Source organism: Zoogloea sp. GW822-FHT05C07 (genome assembly GCF_058800215.1).
In genome coordinates this window covers 3,911,931-3,924,502 of the sequence record NZ_CM179510.1, presented here as the reverse complement: position 1 = coordinate 3,924,502, position 12,572 = coordinate 3,911,931, and the positions used below count along the sequence as shown (strand labels likewise).

14 protein-coding genes are annotated in these 12,572 nt (G+C 66.4%); 11 read left to right on the top strand and 3 right to left on the bottom strand.

The features are described 5' to 3' along the window. The first annotated feature begins 23 nt into the window (after window positions 1-23). Complete coding sequence (gene nifA, locus AC3QL2_RS18195) at window positions 24-1,589, top strand: nif-specific transcriptional activator NifA (RefSeq protein ID WP_493235565.1); 1,566 nt, start codon at window positions 24-26, stop codon at window positions 1,587-1,589. A gap of 14 nt (window positions 1,590-1,603) precedes the next feature. On the opposite strand, the gene AC3QL2_RS18190 is transcribed toward nifA, so the two are convergent. Both AC3QL2_RS18190 and rpsD read right to left on the bottom strand, forming a co-directional pair. Further along, on the bottom strand, window positions 1,604-1,903 hold the full coding sequence (locus tag AC3QL2_RS18190; RefSeq protein ID WP_493235564.1) for a hypothetical protein: 300 nt from the start codon (window positions 1,901-1,903) through the stop codon (window positions 1,604-1,606). Beyond that, window positions 1,900-2,511 carry a 30S ribosomal protein S4 gene (rpsD, locus tag AC3QL2_RS18185; protein WP_493235563.1) on the bottom strand — a complete coding sequence of 204 codons (612 nt, stop codon included), beginning with the start codon at window positions 2,509-2,511 and terminating at the stop codon, window positions 1,900-1,902. Before rpsD ends, AC3QL2_RS18190 begins: the two co-directional genes overlap by 4 nt. A 326-nt stretch (window positions 2,512-2,837) precedes the next feature. On the opposite strand from rpsD, the gene AC3QL2_RS18180 reads away from it, so the two are divergent. Next, window positions 2,838-3,770 (top strand): Tim44 domain-containing protein, encoded by a 933-nt coding sequence (locus tag AC3QL2_RS18180; protein WP_493235562.1) that lies wholly within the window; start codon window positions 2,838-2,840, stop codon window positions 3,768-3,770. Between the two features lie 81 nt (window positions 3,771-3,851). Here AC3QL2_RS18180 and nhaR read toward each other — a convergent pair whose 3' ends face one another. Next, window positions 3,852-4,784 carry a transcriptional activator NhaR gene (nhaR, locus tag AC3QL2_RS18175; RefSeq protein WP_493235560.1) on the bottom strand — a complete coding sequence of 311 codons (933 nt, stop codon included), beginning with the start codon at window positions 4,782-4,784 and terminating at the stop codon, window positions 3,852-3,854. 119 nt (window positions 4,785-4,903) lie between these two features. On the opposite strand from nhaR, the gene AC3QL2_RS18170 reads away from it, so the two are divergent. The 9 genes from AC3QL2_RS18170 (at window position 4,904) to AC3QL2_RS18130 (ending at window position 12,554) form a co-directional block, all read left to right on the top strand. Further along, window positions 4,904-5,257, top strand: coding sequence for an HPF/RaiA family ribosome-associated protein (locus AC3QL2_RS18170; RefSeq protein WP_493235559.1), 354 nt, complete (start codon window positions 4,904-4,906; stop codon window positions 5,255-5,257). A 224-nt stretch (window positions 5,258-5,481) separates the two neighbouring features. Continuing rightward, on the top strand, window positions 5,482-6,999 hold the full coding sequence (gene nifB, locus AC3QL2_RS18165) for a nitrogenase cofactor biosynthesis protein NifB (protein WP_493235557.1): 1,518 nt from the start codon (window positions 5,482-5,484) through the stop codon (window positions 6,997-6,999). Between the two features lie 101 nt (window positions 7,000-7,100). Continuing rightward, window positions 7,101-7,400 (top strand): 4Fe-4S binding protein, encoded by a 300-nt coding sequence (locus AC3QL2_RS18160; RefSeq protein WP_374484057.1) that lies wholly within the window; start codon window positions 7,101-7,103, stop codon window positions 7,398-7,400. 12 nt (window positions 7,401-7,412) lie between these two features. Further along, the gene (locus tag AC3QL2_RS18155; RefSeq protein ID WP_493235555.1) at window positions 7,413-7,850 is read left to right on the top strand and encodes an ArsC/Spx/MgsR family protein; all 438 of its coding nucleotides are present in this window, start codon (window positions 7,413-7,415) and stop codon (window positions 7,848-7,850) included. Continuing rightward, on the top strand, window positions 7,847-9,139 hold the full coding sequence (locus AC3QL2_RS18150) for an FprA family A-type flavoprotein (RefSeq protein WP_493235553.1): 1,293 nt from the start codon (window positions 7,847-7,849) through the stop codon (window positions 9,137-9,139). Before AC3QL2_RS18155 ends, AC3QL2_RS18150 begins: the two co-directional genes overlap by 4 nt. 44 nt (window positions 9,140-9,183) lie before the next feature. Continuing rightward, window positions 9,184-9,471: a 2Fe-2S iron-sulfur cluster-binding protein gene (locus AC3QL2_RS18145; protein WP_481115157.1), complete on the top strand. Its 288-nt coding sequence runs from the start codon at window positions 9,184-9,186 to the stop codon at window positions 9,469-9,471. Window positions 9,472-9,574: 103 nt separating this feature from the next. Next, the gene (locus tag AC3QL2_RS18140; protein WP_493235552.1) at window positions 9,575-9,934 is read left to right on the top strand and encodes a 2Fe-2S iron-sulfur cluster-binding protein; all 360 of its coding nucleotides are present in this window, start codon (window positions 9,575-9,577) and stop codon (window positions 9,932-9,934) included. Window positions 9,935-9,950: 16 nt separating this feature from the next. Then, complete coding sequence (draG, locus tag AC3QL2_RS18135) at window positions 9,951-10,898, top strand: ADP-ribosyl-[dinitrogen reductase] hydrolase (protein ID WP_493235551.1); 948 nt, start codon at window positions 9,951-9,953, stop codon at window positions 10,896-10,898. A gap of 51 nt (window positions 10,899-10,949) precedes the next feature. Then, complete coding sequence (locus tag AC3QL2_RS18130; RefSeq protein WP_493235576.1) at window positions 10,950-12,554, top strand: NAD(P)/FAD-dependent oxidoreductase; 1,605 nt, start codon at window positions 10,950-10,952, stop codon at window positions 12,552-12,554. Window positions 12,555-12,572: the final 18 nt, after the last annotated feature.

Genomic DNA, 12,572 nt, shown 5'->3' with positions numbered 1-12,572 from the left:
GCCATTGAATGGACCCGACGCCCGTGAGCGAAAATCTGATCCAGGCCCCCGGCGCCCTCCTTGAAGCGGAGCTGGATACGCTGTTCAGCGTCAGCCAGATCCTGTCCCGCTCCCTCGACTTGCAGGACACCCTCAAGGAAGTGCTCCAGGTCATCGGCGAAGGCTGCGGCCTGCGCCTGGGCCTCGTCGCCCTCCTCAGCGACGAAACCGGTAACGAACTCTTCATCAGCGCAGCCCACGGCCTCGACGTGGAGGCCGCCGGCCACATCCGCTATTCCCGCGGCGAAGGCATCCTCGGCCTGGTGCTGGAACGCGGCCGCAGCGTGATCCTCGACGAAGTCGCCCGCGAACGGCGCTTCCTCGACCGCCTCGGCGCCTACGCGCCGGACAAACCCTTCATCGCCGTACCGATCCGCATCGGCTCCGAACTGGTCGGCGTCCTGGCCAGCCAGCCCGAAACCTCCGACGACGGACTGCTCGACGAACGCGCCCACTTCCAGGAAATGGTCGCCAATCTGATAGGCCAGAGCGTGCGCCTGGCCCGCCAGGTCGCCAAGGAAAAGCGCGACCTGGTGGACGAGCGCGACGACCTGCGCCGGGCAGTACGCGGCCAATACGGCTTCTCGTCTATCGTCGGGCGCTCCGAGCCGATGAAGCGGGTCTTCGACCAGCTCCGGCAGGTTGCCAAGTGGAACACCACGGTGCTGATCCGCGGCGAGACCGGCACCGGCAAGGAACTCATCGCCAGCGCCATCCACTACAACTCGCCACGCTCGGCCAGCCCCTTCGTCAAGCTCAACTGCGCGGCGCTGCCGGAAAACCTGCTCGAATCCGAACTCTTCGGCCACGAGAAAGGCGCCTTCACCGGCGCGGTGTCCCAACGCAAGGGACGCTTCGAGCAAGCCGACGGCGGCACCCTCTTCCTCGACGAAATCGGCGAAGTCTCCGCCGCCTTCCAGGCCAAGCTGCTGCGCATCCTGCAGGAAGGCGAACTCGAGCGCGTCGGCGGCAGCCGCACGCTGAAGGTGGACGTCCGCGTCATCGCTGCCACCCACCGCGACCTGGAAATGGCTGTCGAGGAAGGCAAGTTCCGCGAAGACTTGTACTACCGCCTCAACGTCATGCCGATCTACGTGCCGCCACTGCGCGACCGCATCGAGGACATTCCGGAGATCGCCAATTTCCTGGTTACCAAGATCGCCAAGCTGCAAGGCCGCGAGCTGGGCATCACCGACAGCGCGCTACGTCTGCTGACCCAGCACATGTGGCCGGGCAACGTACGCGAACTGGAAAATTGTCTGGAGCGGGCCGCAGTCATGTGCGAAGGCTCGCACATCGACCGCGACCTCGTCCTGCTGTCCGGTATCGAGGAACGCCTGCAGCCGCCCCGTCCGCGCATAGCCAGCGCCGCCGCCCCCATCAGCAATGTGGATCTGGGCGACGAGAACATGGACGAGCGGGAGCGTGTCATCGCCGCACTGGAGCAGGCCGGCTGGGTCCAGGCCAAAGCCGCGCGCCTGCTCGGCATGACCCCGCGGCAGATCGCCTACCGCATCCAGACCCTCAACATCACGGTCAGGCAGATCTGACCACCAACGCAAGCTCAGTTGATGACCCGGGCCGACGGCACCAGCGGCTCGGGTCCGGGCTGGCTGAGCACCGTCAGCGCCTCCCAGTTCCCCACCAGTTGCGCGGCGCATCCCCTGAGGATGCCATCCAGGCGTTCGTCCGCACTGACCACCCGCAGGTGCGTGACGATCGACTGGGCCACCGCCGCGCTGCGACGGGCTGGGAAACTGCTCATCAAGGTGAGCAAGGCCACCAGCGCCAGGTCGGGGGACGTCTCGTAACCGGGCAGGCCGTCCTCCTCCTCGCCGCCCCGGCAGTAGCAAGGGATACTCATATCCGCACCGCGTAGTATTCGACCACGTGCTGGACCGCCACCGGGAAAGGCACCTCGCTGGCCTCCGGCAGACGGGTCGCGATGGCCTGAAAAGCCTTGCCGTCGCTGCTCAGCCACTCCGGGTGGGTCAGGGCCGGCTGCTCGACGCACTCCAGCACCATCGGCATGCGCCGCGCCTTGTCGGTGAGAACGATGGCGTCACCCGGCTTGATCCGGATCGATGGGATATTCACCGGCTGGCCGTTGAGCAGCACATGCTTGTGGCGCACCAGCTGGCGGGCCGCAACCAGCGTCGGCGCAAAGCCAGCGCGGAACACGAAGTTGTCCAGACGGCGCTCCAGCAGTTCGAGCAGCTTGTTGCCGGTAGGCGCCTTGGCGCGCTTGGCCTCCCGGAAGAGCCGCTGCAGCTGGGCTTCGGTCAGCCCGTAGTTCATGCGCAGCTTCTGCTTCTCGATCAGTTTGAGACCGTAATCCGACTTGCGCCGCGGACGCGCACCGTGCTGCCCGGGCGGATAGTCCCGCTCGCCGACGGACTTTCTGGACAGGCCGGGCAACTCGCACCCGAGGGCGCGCATGACCTTCAAACGGGGACCGGTATAACGAGACATCGACAGAGATTCCTTGGAAGAAAACGAGGGCGGCACAGCGCCGAAGATCACACCGGCCCTGCCGCCAAGACCCCCGACAACAGCAGCGCCAGCAAGCAGACGTTGAACAACATCGATCGCATTTCCTGACTCCTGCAACGGGGAACCAGAATCCATCTTAGATGGGGCGAGAATAAATGTAAACGATAACCATTTTCATTTAAGCCCACATCAAACCATGCTTCATTCAATTTTTTCCGAATAATAACTACAGGCAATTCTGATTTTATTTAACACCGACAGCCGCTATCCTTGATTGGTCGCTACCCCAATCACAGGAGACACGCATGAAATCCTTTGCCCTGATGGGCGCCGCCCTGGCGCTGGGCCTGACCCTCGTAACCGGTGATGCAGACGCCGCCAAGCGCTTTGGTGGCGGCAAGTCCTCGGGCATGCAGCGTCAGGAACTCAGCCAGCCCAAGTCCCCCAACGCCACGCCGGCAACCCCGGCCCAGGCGCTGGGTGCAGCCGCTGCTCCCCACACCCAGCCGGCCGCCGGCGCTGCGGCAGCCGCCGCCACGCCCAAGCGTTCGTGGATGGGCCCGCTGGCCGGTCTGGCCGCAGGTATCGGCCTGGCCGCCCTGGCCTCCCACTTCGGCTTCGGTGAAGAGCTTGCCTCGATGATGACGATGGCTCTGGTCGCCATTGCCGCCATCGCGCTGATCGGCTTCTTCATGCGCCGCCGCGCGGCCTCCCAGCAGCCCGCGCTGGCCGGCGCGGGTGCCAGCCCGATGCAGTATTCCGGCGCGCCGCAGTCCTACGGCAACAGCAGCAGCGCGACGCCCGCTTTCGGTGGCGGCAGCACGGCAGCCGCTGCGCCTGTCGCCGCAACGCCGGCCCGTAACATCCCGGCCGATTTCGACGCAGAAGGCTTTGTGCGCCACGCCAAGGTGAACTTCATCCGCCTGCAGGCCGCCAACGATGCGCGCAACCTGGACGACGTGCGGGAATACACCACGCCGGAAATGTTCGCCGAGATCAAGATGGACTGGATGTCCGAGCCGACCACGGCGCAGAAGACCGATGTGGTCTCCCTCAACGCCGAAGTCATCGACGTCGCCGAGGAAGGCGAGCGCTACATCGTCACGGTGCGCTTCACCGGCCTGCTGCGCGAGGATCCGAACGCCGCGCCGGAAGGCATCGACGAACTGTGGCACCTCACCAAGCCGCGCAGCGGCAACGGCGGCTGGCTGCTTGCCGGCATCCAGCAGAACGGCTGATTCGTCTTTCAGTACCAGTAGTACCAACCGGCCACTACCCTCGCCCTGCCTGCGGCCTTCCGGCCCGAGCAGGGTTTTTTTTCAGCCCGGCTCGGCCTGGGTCACGACACCGCCGCTGCCCATCGCCTCCAGCCCGGCCTTGGCCGCATCCGAGATGGCCAGCACGCAAGGATGGGTCAGGCGCCGCTCGACCGAGATCGCGTAGTACTCGATCCGCACCTCCTCCGCCCGCCCCAGCACCAGCAGATCGCCGCCGGTACCGAGGATCTCCTGTTCGATCGCCGTCGGCACCACGAAGGCCCCAACGCCGGCGCGGCCGAAAGCCGTCATCAGCGCCGTATCGTCGAACTCGCCGACGATGCGCGGCCTGAGCCGCTTGCGATCCAGCCAGTCCTCGAACTTGCGGCGGATCGCCGAATCCTCGCCGGGCAGCAGCGTCGGCAAACTCCCCATGCAGGCCGGAAACGCGGGAAGCTGCTCGCCGAGCAGCGAACGGGCGGCGATGAAGCTCAGGCCCGACTCACCCAGGCGATGGTTATAGGCCCGCACATCGACGCTGGGCGGAATCGGCGAATCGGAAATCACCAGATCGAGCCTGTGCACCGCCAGCTCCGTCAGCAGGCGATCCAGCCGCCATTCCCGGCAGATGATGCGCACCGGATCGCCCGGATCCACCGCCGGCCGCAGCAGGCGATAGGCGATCGATTTCGGCACCGCGTCCGACACGCCGACCCGGAACTCCACCGGGCGCCCCTTCGGATAGTGGCGCAAGGCCTGCTCCAGTTCGGCGCTCAGCGAGAACATCTCGTCGGCGTACTCCATCGCCATCCGCCCGGCCGGCGTCAGCTCGAGGCTCCGCCCGTCGCGGGTGAACAATTGGGTGTCCAGGCTGTCTTCCAGCAGGCGGATCTGACCGCTGATGGTCTGCGGCGTGACGTGCAGCGCCTCGCCGGCCTTGACCACGCCACCACTGCGCGCGGTCTTCCAGAAATAGAACAAATGCTTGAGATTCACGGCCCGCCACAGCTTTTGTAAAGATTCGAATATATCGAAACAAAGCTTCGATTAATACGCCTTTACCTGATTCATTGATACCCATACAGTGGACCTTCCAAAACGCAAAGGAGATACGAATGGAAGTCCAGATCAAGGCCAAGGGCCTGCCTGCTGCCAAGACCCTGCGTACCCATGCCGCACGGCGCATCCAGGGCGCCCTTGGCCGCTTCGGCCACGTTGTCCAGTCCGTCAGCGTGCGCCTGTCGGACATCAACAGGCCCCGTAGCGGTGGCGCCGACAAGCTGTGCCGCATCGTCATCCAGATGAAGAACCGCTCCCTCGTGATCGAAGAGCTCGGCGACGACATGCGCCGCGTCATCGACCGCATCACCGAGCGCGTGCAGTACAACGTCGGCCGCCAGATCGAGAAGCTCGCCGCCATCAACCGCAAACTGATGCCGGAACCCGCGCTGGTGCCGATCCGCGCGTGATGCCGGATCGTCCCCGATCGCGAAAATCCGCGGCCTCCCGGCCGCGGTTTCGTACGTAGCTGTCGCATTCCTCACGCTGCGGGCAGCCCGCCCTGTGACATTCACTACAGGCAGGCCCCTCAAGAACACAACATCCATTAAATTTCAAAGACTTAAGCAGACACCCCGAACTGGTACGCGGCTTGCAATTCCACACCCACAAACGAACCGAGTGGGGACCAACCATGGAACTGCCAGTGATCAGCAATACCGCCGAATCCGGCGGCGGCGGGTGTAGTTCGCATTCCTGCGGCTCGACCGCGGACCAGCTCAATCAGATCCCGGACGAAATCCTGCAGAAGGTGTTCAACCACCCCTGTTATTCGGAAGACGCCCACCACCACTTCGCGCGGATGCATGTGGCCGTCGCCCCGGCCTGCAACATCCAGTGCCACTACTGCAACCGCAAGTACGACTGCGCCAACGAGTCCCGTCCCGGCGTGGTGTCGGAACTCCTCACGCCCGACCAGGCCGCCAAGAAGACCCTGGTCGTTGCCTCGGAGATCCCGCAGATGAGCGTTCTGGGCATCGCGGGGCCGGGAGACCCCTTGGCCAACCCCGAGCGTACCTTCGCGACCTTCCAGATGCTCAGCGAACACGCTCCGGACATCAAGCTGTGCGTATCGACCAATGGTCTGATGCTGCCGCAGTCGGTGGACGAGATCGCCAAACACAACATCGACCACGTGACGATCACCATCAACTGCGTCGATCCCGACGTGGGCGCAAAGATCTACCCGTGGATTTTCTGGAACAACAAGCGCATCAAGGGCCGCGAAGGCGCCGCGATCCTCATCGAGCAGCAGCAGAAGGGCCTCGAGGCGTGCATCGCCAAGGGCATTCTGGTCAAGGTGAACTCGGTGATGATCCCCGGCGTCAATGACGAGCACCTGAAGGAAGTCAGCCGCGTCGTGAAGTCCAAAGGCGCCTTCCTGCACAACGTCATGCCGCTGATCGCCGAGGCCGAGCACGGCACCTTCTACGGCCTGACCGGCCAGCGCGGCCCCACCCAGGACGAACTGCAGGCCCTGCAGGACGCCTGTGCCGGCGACATGAACATGATGCGCCACTGCCGCCAGTGCCGTGCCGACGCCGTCGGCCTGCTCGGCGAGGACCGGGGTGCGGAGTTCACGCTCGACAAGATCGCCGAGTACGAGCTCGACCTGGAAGGTGCTGCGGCCCGTCGTGCCGAGGTCCGCGACCGCATCGCCGCCGAACTGGAAGAGAAGCGCAACACCAAGGCTGCCGCACCGGCACCGAAGCTGGTCGCCCTCGACATGAGCGGCCTCGCCACCAAGGAAGCACTGCGGCCGGTCAAGATGGCCGTGGCCACCAGCGGCGGCGGGCTGATCAACCAGCACTTCGGGCATGCCAAGGAGTTCCTGGTCTACGAGGCCTCCGAGAAGGGCGTGCGCTTCCTCGGCCACCGCAAGACCGACCTCTACTGCAGCGGCGGCGACACCTGCGGCGACGCGGACACCACGCTGCAGCAGACCGTCAAGACGCTGGAAGGCTGCGAAGTGGTGCTGTGCTCGAAGATCGGCTACGAGCCCTGGGGCCTGCTGGAAGAAGCCGGCATCGCGCCGAACGGCGAGCACGCCATGGAAGGCATCGAGGACGCGGTGATGGCCGTGTATGCCGAGATGGCCGCCGCCGGCAAGCTGGTCGCCCCCGTCGAAGCCCCTGCCCAGTCTGCCGCCTGAGTCTCCAGCCCTGACCCAGGCATGCAGACCGCTCCCGGAGCGCCGTCCGCCATAGCGGCGCCCTGGGAGCCCCACCCAAGCCCATAACAAGGAGCGCTGCGATGGCACTCGAAATCAACGACCTGTGCGTGAACTGCTGGGCCTGTGAGCCCCTTTGCCCCAACAAGGCGATCTACTCCGCTTCCCCGCACTTCGAGATCGATCCCGACAAGTGCACCGAATGCGCCGGCGACTTCGCGGACGCCCAATGCGCGGCGATCTGCCCCATCGAAGGCGCCATCGTCGATGAGCTGGGTGATGCCCTCAACCCGCCGGGATCCCTGACCGGCATCCCGCTGCAACTGTTGATGGAAGCCGCCGGTGCGCTGGAAGGCACTGCCGCCAAGGTAAGCAGCAGCTGACGGGAGCCCGCCATGACGACCATCGAGTTCTTCGAAAAGCCCGGCTGTTCGACGAACACGAAGCAGGTGGCCAGTCTGCGGGCTGCGGGGTGCGAGGTCGCCCCCCGCAGCCTGCTCACTCACCCGTGGACCGCCGACAGCCTGCTCGCCTTTCTCGCTCCGCACCCGTCGCCGGCCTGGTTCAACCGGGCCGCCCCCAGGGTCAAGTCGGGCGAGATCGACCCCGAGGCCTTGTCCCGTGACGAAGCCCTCGCCGCGCTGCTGGCCGAGCCGCTGCTGATCCGCCGCCCGCTGATCCGCATCGGCGACACCCACCTGCTCGGCTTCGACCCGGCCGCCATCGCCGCCGGCCTGGGCCGCTCGCCCGACGGCCTCCTCGGCACGCCGCCCGGCGAAGGCTGCAGCCACAAGCCCGACACGCCGCCCTGCGGCAGCGGAGGCCCCGGATGATCTCGGCCCCGGTTCGCCTGCGCCGGCCCGGCGGCGATTTCGATGCCGTCCCGGTGGCGCGGGACGTGCACTGGATCGGCGCCCTCGACCCGACCCTGCGCAGCTTCGACATCATCCTAAAGACCGCCAACGGCACCACCTACAACAGCTACTGCGTGCGCGGCAGCGAGGGCGTGGCGGTCATCGACACGGTGAAGGCCGAATTCGCCGACGAGTTCTTCTCCCGGCTCGAACAGGTAGCCCGTTACGACGAGATCACCACCATCGTCCTCAACCACCTGGAGCCCGACCACACCGGCGCACTGCCCGAACTGCTGCGGCGGGCCCCCCAGGCGCGGCTGCACATCTCACACCGAGCGCCGCTGATGCTGAAGGGGCTGCTCAAGTACGACGGCGAATCGCTGGACTTCACCACCGTCACCCAGGGCGACACGGTATCCCTCGGCGACCGCAGCCTGCGCTTCCTGCACACGCCCTTCCTGCACTGGCCCGACACCCAGTGCACTTACCTGGTCGAAGACGGCATCCTGTTCTCCGGCGACATCTTCGGCTGCCACTTCTGCGACCCTCGCCTGTTCAACGACCACGTCGGCGACTTCCGCTTCTCCTTCGAGTACTACTACCAGCACATCATGCGGCCCTTCCGCGAGCACGTGCTGGCTGCGCTGCCCCTCGTCGAAGACCTGGAGCTGAACCTCATCTGCCCGGCCCACGGCCCGATCCACCGGGACGCCCCGCGCGGCTACGTGAAGCGCTACCGCCAGCTCGCCGAAAGCCAGCTCGCCAACGAGGCCAGCCAGCACGACAAGACGCTGGTGATCTTCTACATCTCTGCCTACGGCAACACCGCGGTGATGGCCCAGGCCATCAAGGACGGAGCCGAAACCGTGGACGGCGTGCGGGTGTCCGTCTACGACCTGCAGGGCGGGGAAGTCACGCCTTTCGTGGACCTCATCGAGGAAGCCGACGGCCTCGCCATCGGCTCGCCGACGATCAACGGCGACGCCGTCAAGCCGGTCTGGGACCTGCTGTCCTGCCTCACCCAGGTGCCCCTCAAGGGCAAGCTCGGCGCCGCCTTCGGCTCCTACGGCTGGAGCGGCGAGGCCGTCGGCATGCTCGAAGACCGACTGCGCGGGCTCAAGCTGCGGGTGCCCTGCCCGGGCATCAAGCTCAAGCTCATCCCCACCGGCGAGGAACTCGCCGACTGCCACGCCTTCGGCCGCAACCTGGCCCTCCAGCTCACCGGCCAGGCCGGCTTCCGCGTCGTGGACATCGCCGAACTCGCCTGACCCCCATCGATTCCGAAACCGCCTATTTCCCGGAGGACATTCCCATGCCCAAGGCACAAGTACTGTTTGAAGACATCGGCGTCGCCGTCACCGTGCCCGCCGGCACCCGCCTCATCGAGGTTTCCGAAAAGGTCGGCGCCGGCATTACCTATGGCTGCCGCGAAGGCGAATGCGGCACCTGCATGATGAAGATCGTCAAGGGCATGGAGAACCTGGCCAATCCCTCCTTGCTCGAGACCAAGGTGCTACAGGAACAGATGGCCGGCCGCCAGAACCGCCTGGCCTGCCAGGCCCAGGTGCTGCAGGGCGAGGTCGTCGTCCGCCCGGGCTGAGGCACCCAAGGAGCATCCCCACCAGCGACAGAGAGAATCGTTGTGGAACCCGCGGCCTCCGCCATACCGGCTCCGGCCGCATCACTCAAGTAGGAGGAAAACCATGGCACTCATCACTTTCACCAGCCCGATGCACAAGGACAAGACCGTCTACGCAGTGGCTGGCAGCCACAAGAAGACCGTCCTCGAACTGGCCAAGGAAAACCACGTTCCGATCGACTTCGGCTGCCAGAACGGCGAATGCGGCACCTGCCTGTGCAAGGTCACCAACATCACCAAGGGCGGTGCCGAGCATGCCGGCCCGCTGACCAACAGCGAGCGCAAGACCCTCAAGGAACTCGGCAAGCTGTCCGCCGAGGAAGAAGCCAAGATGGACGTGGACGACTTCCCGACCCCGTGGCGCCTGGCCTGCCAGATGATCGTCCGCGACGAGGACGTCACCATCGAATATCCCAGCGCCTGACCGCCAGCGGCCGGTGATGCAGCACTCCACGCCCGACCTGCACGCCGTGCTGGAGCCACCGGCCACTGACTTTGCCGCCCGGGCCGAGGCTGCTTACCTGGGCCTCGCCCTGGGCGACGCGCTGGGCGCCACCGTAGAGTTCATGACGCCGCGGGAGATCCAGGCCCAGCACGGCTGCCACCGCACGATCCGCGGCGGCGGCTGGCTCAAGCTCAAATCCGGCGCGGTCACCGACGACACCACGATGGCGCTGGCCCTCGGTGACGCGATCCTGGCTGCCGGCGGCATCGACGCCCGAACAATCGGCGAGGCCTTCGACGCATGGATGCGCGCCAAGCCGGTCGACATCGGCAACACCGTACGGCGCGGCATCATCGAATTCCGCCGTACCGGCCGCCTGGCCGCTCCGCCCAGCGAGCATGACGCCGGCAACGGCGCCTGCATGCGCGTGCTTCCGATCGCCCTCGCCACCCTCGGCCAGCCCGAGGAGGCGGTGCGCTCCGCCTGCCGCATGCAGGCCCACCTGACCCACAACAATTCCCTCTCCGACGCCGGCACCGAAGCCATCGTGCTGATGGTCCAGGACGCGCTGCGAGGTGCCAGCCGGGACGAACTGATCCGCCAGCGCCTGGCCCCGCTGCTCACCGCCTTTCCGCTCTTCAACCCGGCCGGCAAGCGCGAGGAGAACCCGTCCGGCTTCATCAAGGACACCCTGCGCGCGGTCTTCCAGGCACTGCTCGATACCGACAGCTTCGAGACCTGCCTGATCGACGTGGTCAACCGCGGCGGCGACGCCGACACCACTGGCGCCATCGCCGGCATGCTGGCCGGCGCGTTGTACGGCCCCGGCAGCCTGCCCGAGCCCTGGCTGGCCGCCCTCGACCACGACGCCCGCCACGCCTGCATGGTCCAGTCCCGGGCGCTGCTCGCACAGGCTTGCAGCAACACCACCGCCAAGCGGTAAAATCGCGGCCCGAAAGCCATCTGCGGGACCAACTACCCCGCCATGACCGCCATGCTGCGACTCTCCGAACTCCGCCTGCCCCTCGACCATCCGGAAGAGGCCCTGCCCGCCGCCATCATCCAGCGCCTGGGCATTTCCGCCGACCAACTCGTCAGCTTCAAGGTCTTCAAGCGCAGCTACGACGCGCGCAAGAACGTGCGCCTGTGCTTCATCTACATCATCGACCTTGAGGTAAAGAACGAGGCCGCGCTGCTCAAGAAGTTCGCCGACGACCTCCACGTCAAGCCGGCGCCGGACACCGAATACCACTTCATCGGCAAGGCCCCGCCCGATTTCCCGCACCGCCCGATCGTCATCGGCTTCGGCCCCTGCGGCATCTTCGCGGCGCTGCTGCTGGCCCAGATGGGCTTCAAGCCGATCGTGCTGGAACGCGGTAAGGCGGTGCGCGAGCGCACCCAGGACACCTGGGGCCTGTGGCGCAAGAACACCCTCAACCCCGAGTCGAACGTGCAGTTCGGCGAAGGCGGCGCCGGCACCTTCTCGGACGGCAAGCTGTACAGCCAGATCAAGGACCCGAAGCACTACGGCCGCAAGGTGCTCACCGAGTTCGTCAAGGCCGGCGCGCCGGAGGAAATCCTCTACGTCTCCAAGCCCCACATCGGCACCTTCCGGCTGGTCGGCATGGTCGAGACCATGCGCGCCGAGATCTGCGAACTGGGCGGCGAGATCCGCTTCCAGCAGCGCGTCACCGACCTGATCGTCGAGGACGGCCAGGTGCGCGGCGTGCGCACCTCCACCGGCGACGAACTGCGCAGCGACCACGTAGTGCTGGCCCTCGGCCACAGCGCCCGCGACACCTTCGAGATGCTCCACGAGCGGGGCGTTTTCATGGAGGCCAAGTCCTTCTCGGTAGGCTTCCGCATCGAGCACCCCCAGTCGCTGATCGACAAGGCCCGCCTCGGCCCCCACGCCGGCCACCCGCTGCTCGGCGCCGCCGACTACAAGCTGGTGCACCACGCCTCCAACGGCCGCGCGGTGTACAGCTTCTGCATGTGCCCGGGCGGCACCGTGGTGGCCGCCACGTCGGAGCCGAACCGCGTCGTCACCAACGGCATGAGCCAGTATTCGCGCAACGAGCGCAATGCCAACGCCGGCATCGTGGTGAGCATCGACCCGAAGGACTACCCCGGCGGCCCGCTGGCCGGCATCGAGTTCCAGCGCAAGCTGGAGAGCCACGCCTTCGTGCTCGGCGGCGGCACCTACGAAGCCCCGGCCCAGTTGGTCGGCGACTTCCTGCGCGGCAAGGCATCCACCGCGCTGGGCGGCGTGGAGCCGTCCTACAAGCCCGGCGTGCTGCTCGGCGACCTGGCCAGCGCGCTGCCCGGCTACGCAATCACTGCGATGCGCGAGGCGATCCCGGCCTTCGACCGGCAGATCCGCGGCTTCAACATGTACGACGCGGTGCTCACCGGCGTCGAGACGCGCACCTCGTCGCCGCTGCGCATCACCCGCGACGAGAGCTACCAGAGCCTCAACACCAAAGGCCTCTATCCGGCCGGCGAAGGCGCCGGCTACGCGGGCGGCATCCTGTCGGCCGGCGTGGACGGCATCCGGGTTGCCGAAGCCGTCGCCGCCAGCCTGCTCCAGCAGGGCTGAGCCCAAACGTGGCGGCGG

What these genes read in the sequence shown, in the direction of transcription:
- AC3QL2_RS18190 (WP_493235564.1), bottom strand. Translation starts at nt 1,903, where the DNA reads ATGAGTATCCCTTGCTACTGCCGGGGCGGCGAGGAGGAGGACGGCCTG.
- rpsD (WP_493235563.1), bottom strand. Translation starts at nt 2,511, where the DNA reads ATGTCTCGTTATACCGGTCCCCGTTTGAAGGTCATGCGCGCCCTCGGG.
- AC3QL2_RS18180 (WP_493235562.1), top strand. Translation starts at nt 2,838, where the DNA reads ATGAAATCCTTTGCCCTGATGGGCGCCGCCCTGGCGCTGGGCCTGACC.
- AC3QL2_RS18170 (WP_493235559.1), top strand. Translation starts at nt 4,904, where the DNA reads ATGGAAGTCCAGATCAAGGCCAAGGGCCTGCCTGCTGCCAAGACCCTG.
- nifB (WP_493235557.1), top strand. Translation starts at nt 5,482, where the DNA reads ATGGAACTGCCAGTGATCAGCAATACCGCCGAATCCGGCGGCGGCGGG.
- AC3QL2_RS18160 (WP_374484057.1), top strand. Translation starts at nt 7,101, where the DNA reads ATGGCACTCGAAATCAACGACCTGTGCGTGAACTGCTGGGCCTGTGAG.
- AC3QL2_RS18155 (WP_493235555.1), top strand. Translation starts at nt 7,413, where the DNA reads ATGACGACCATCGAGTTCTTCGAAAAGCCCGGCTGTTCGACGAACACG.
- AC3QL2_RS18150 (WP_493235553.1), top strand. Translation starts at nt 7,847, where the DNA reads ATGATCTCGGCCCCGGTTCGCCTGCGCCGGCCCGGCGGCGATTTCGAT.
- AC3QL2_RS18145 (WP_481115157.1), top strand. Translation starts at nt 9,184, where the DNA reads ATGCCCAAGGCACAAGTACTGTTTGAAGACATCGGCGTCGCCGTCACC.
- AC3QL2_RS18140 (WP_493235552.1), top strand. Translation starts at nt 9,575, where the DNA reads ATGGCACTCATCACTTTCACCAGCCCGATGCACAAGGACAAGACCGTC.
- draG (WP_493235551.1), top strand. Translation starts at nt 9,951, where the DNA reads ATGCAGCACTCCACGCCCGACCTGCACGCCGTGCTGGAGCCACCGGCC.
- AC3QL2_RS18130 (WP_493235576.1), top strand. Translation starts at nt 10,950, where the DNA reads ATGCTGCGACTCTCCGAACTCCGCCTGCCCCTCGACCATCCGGAAGAG.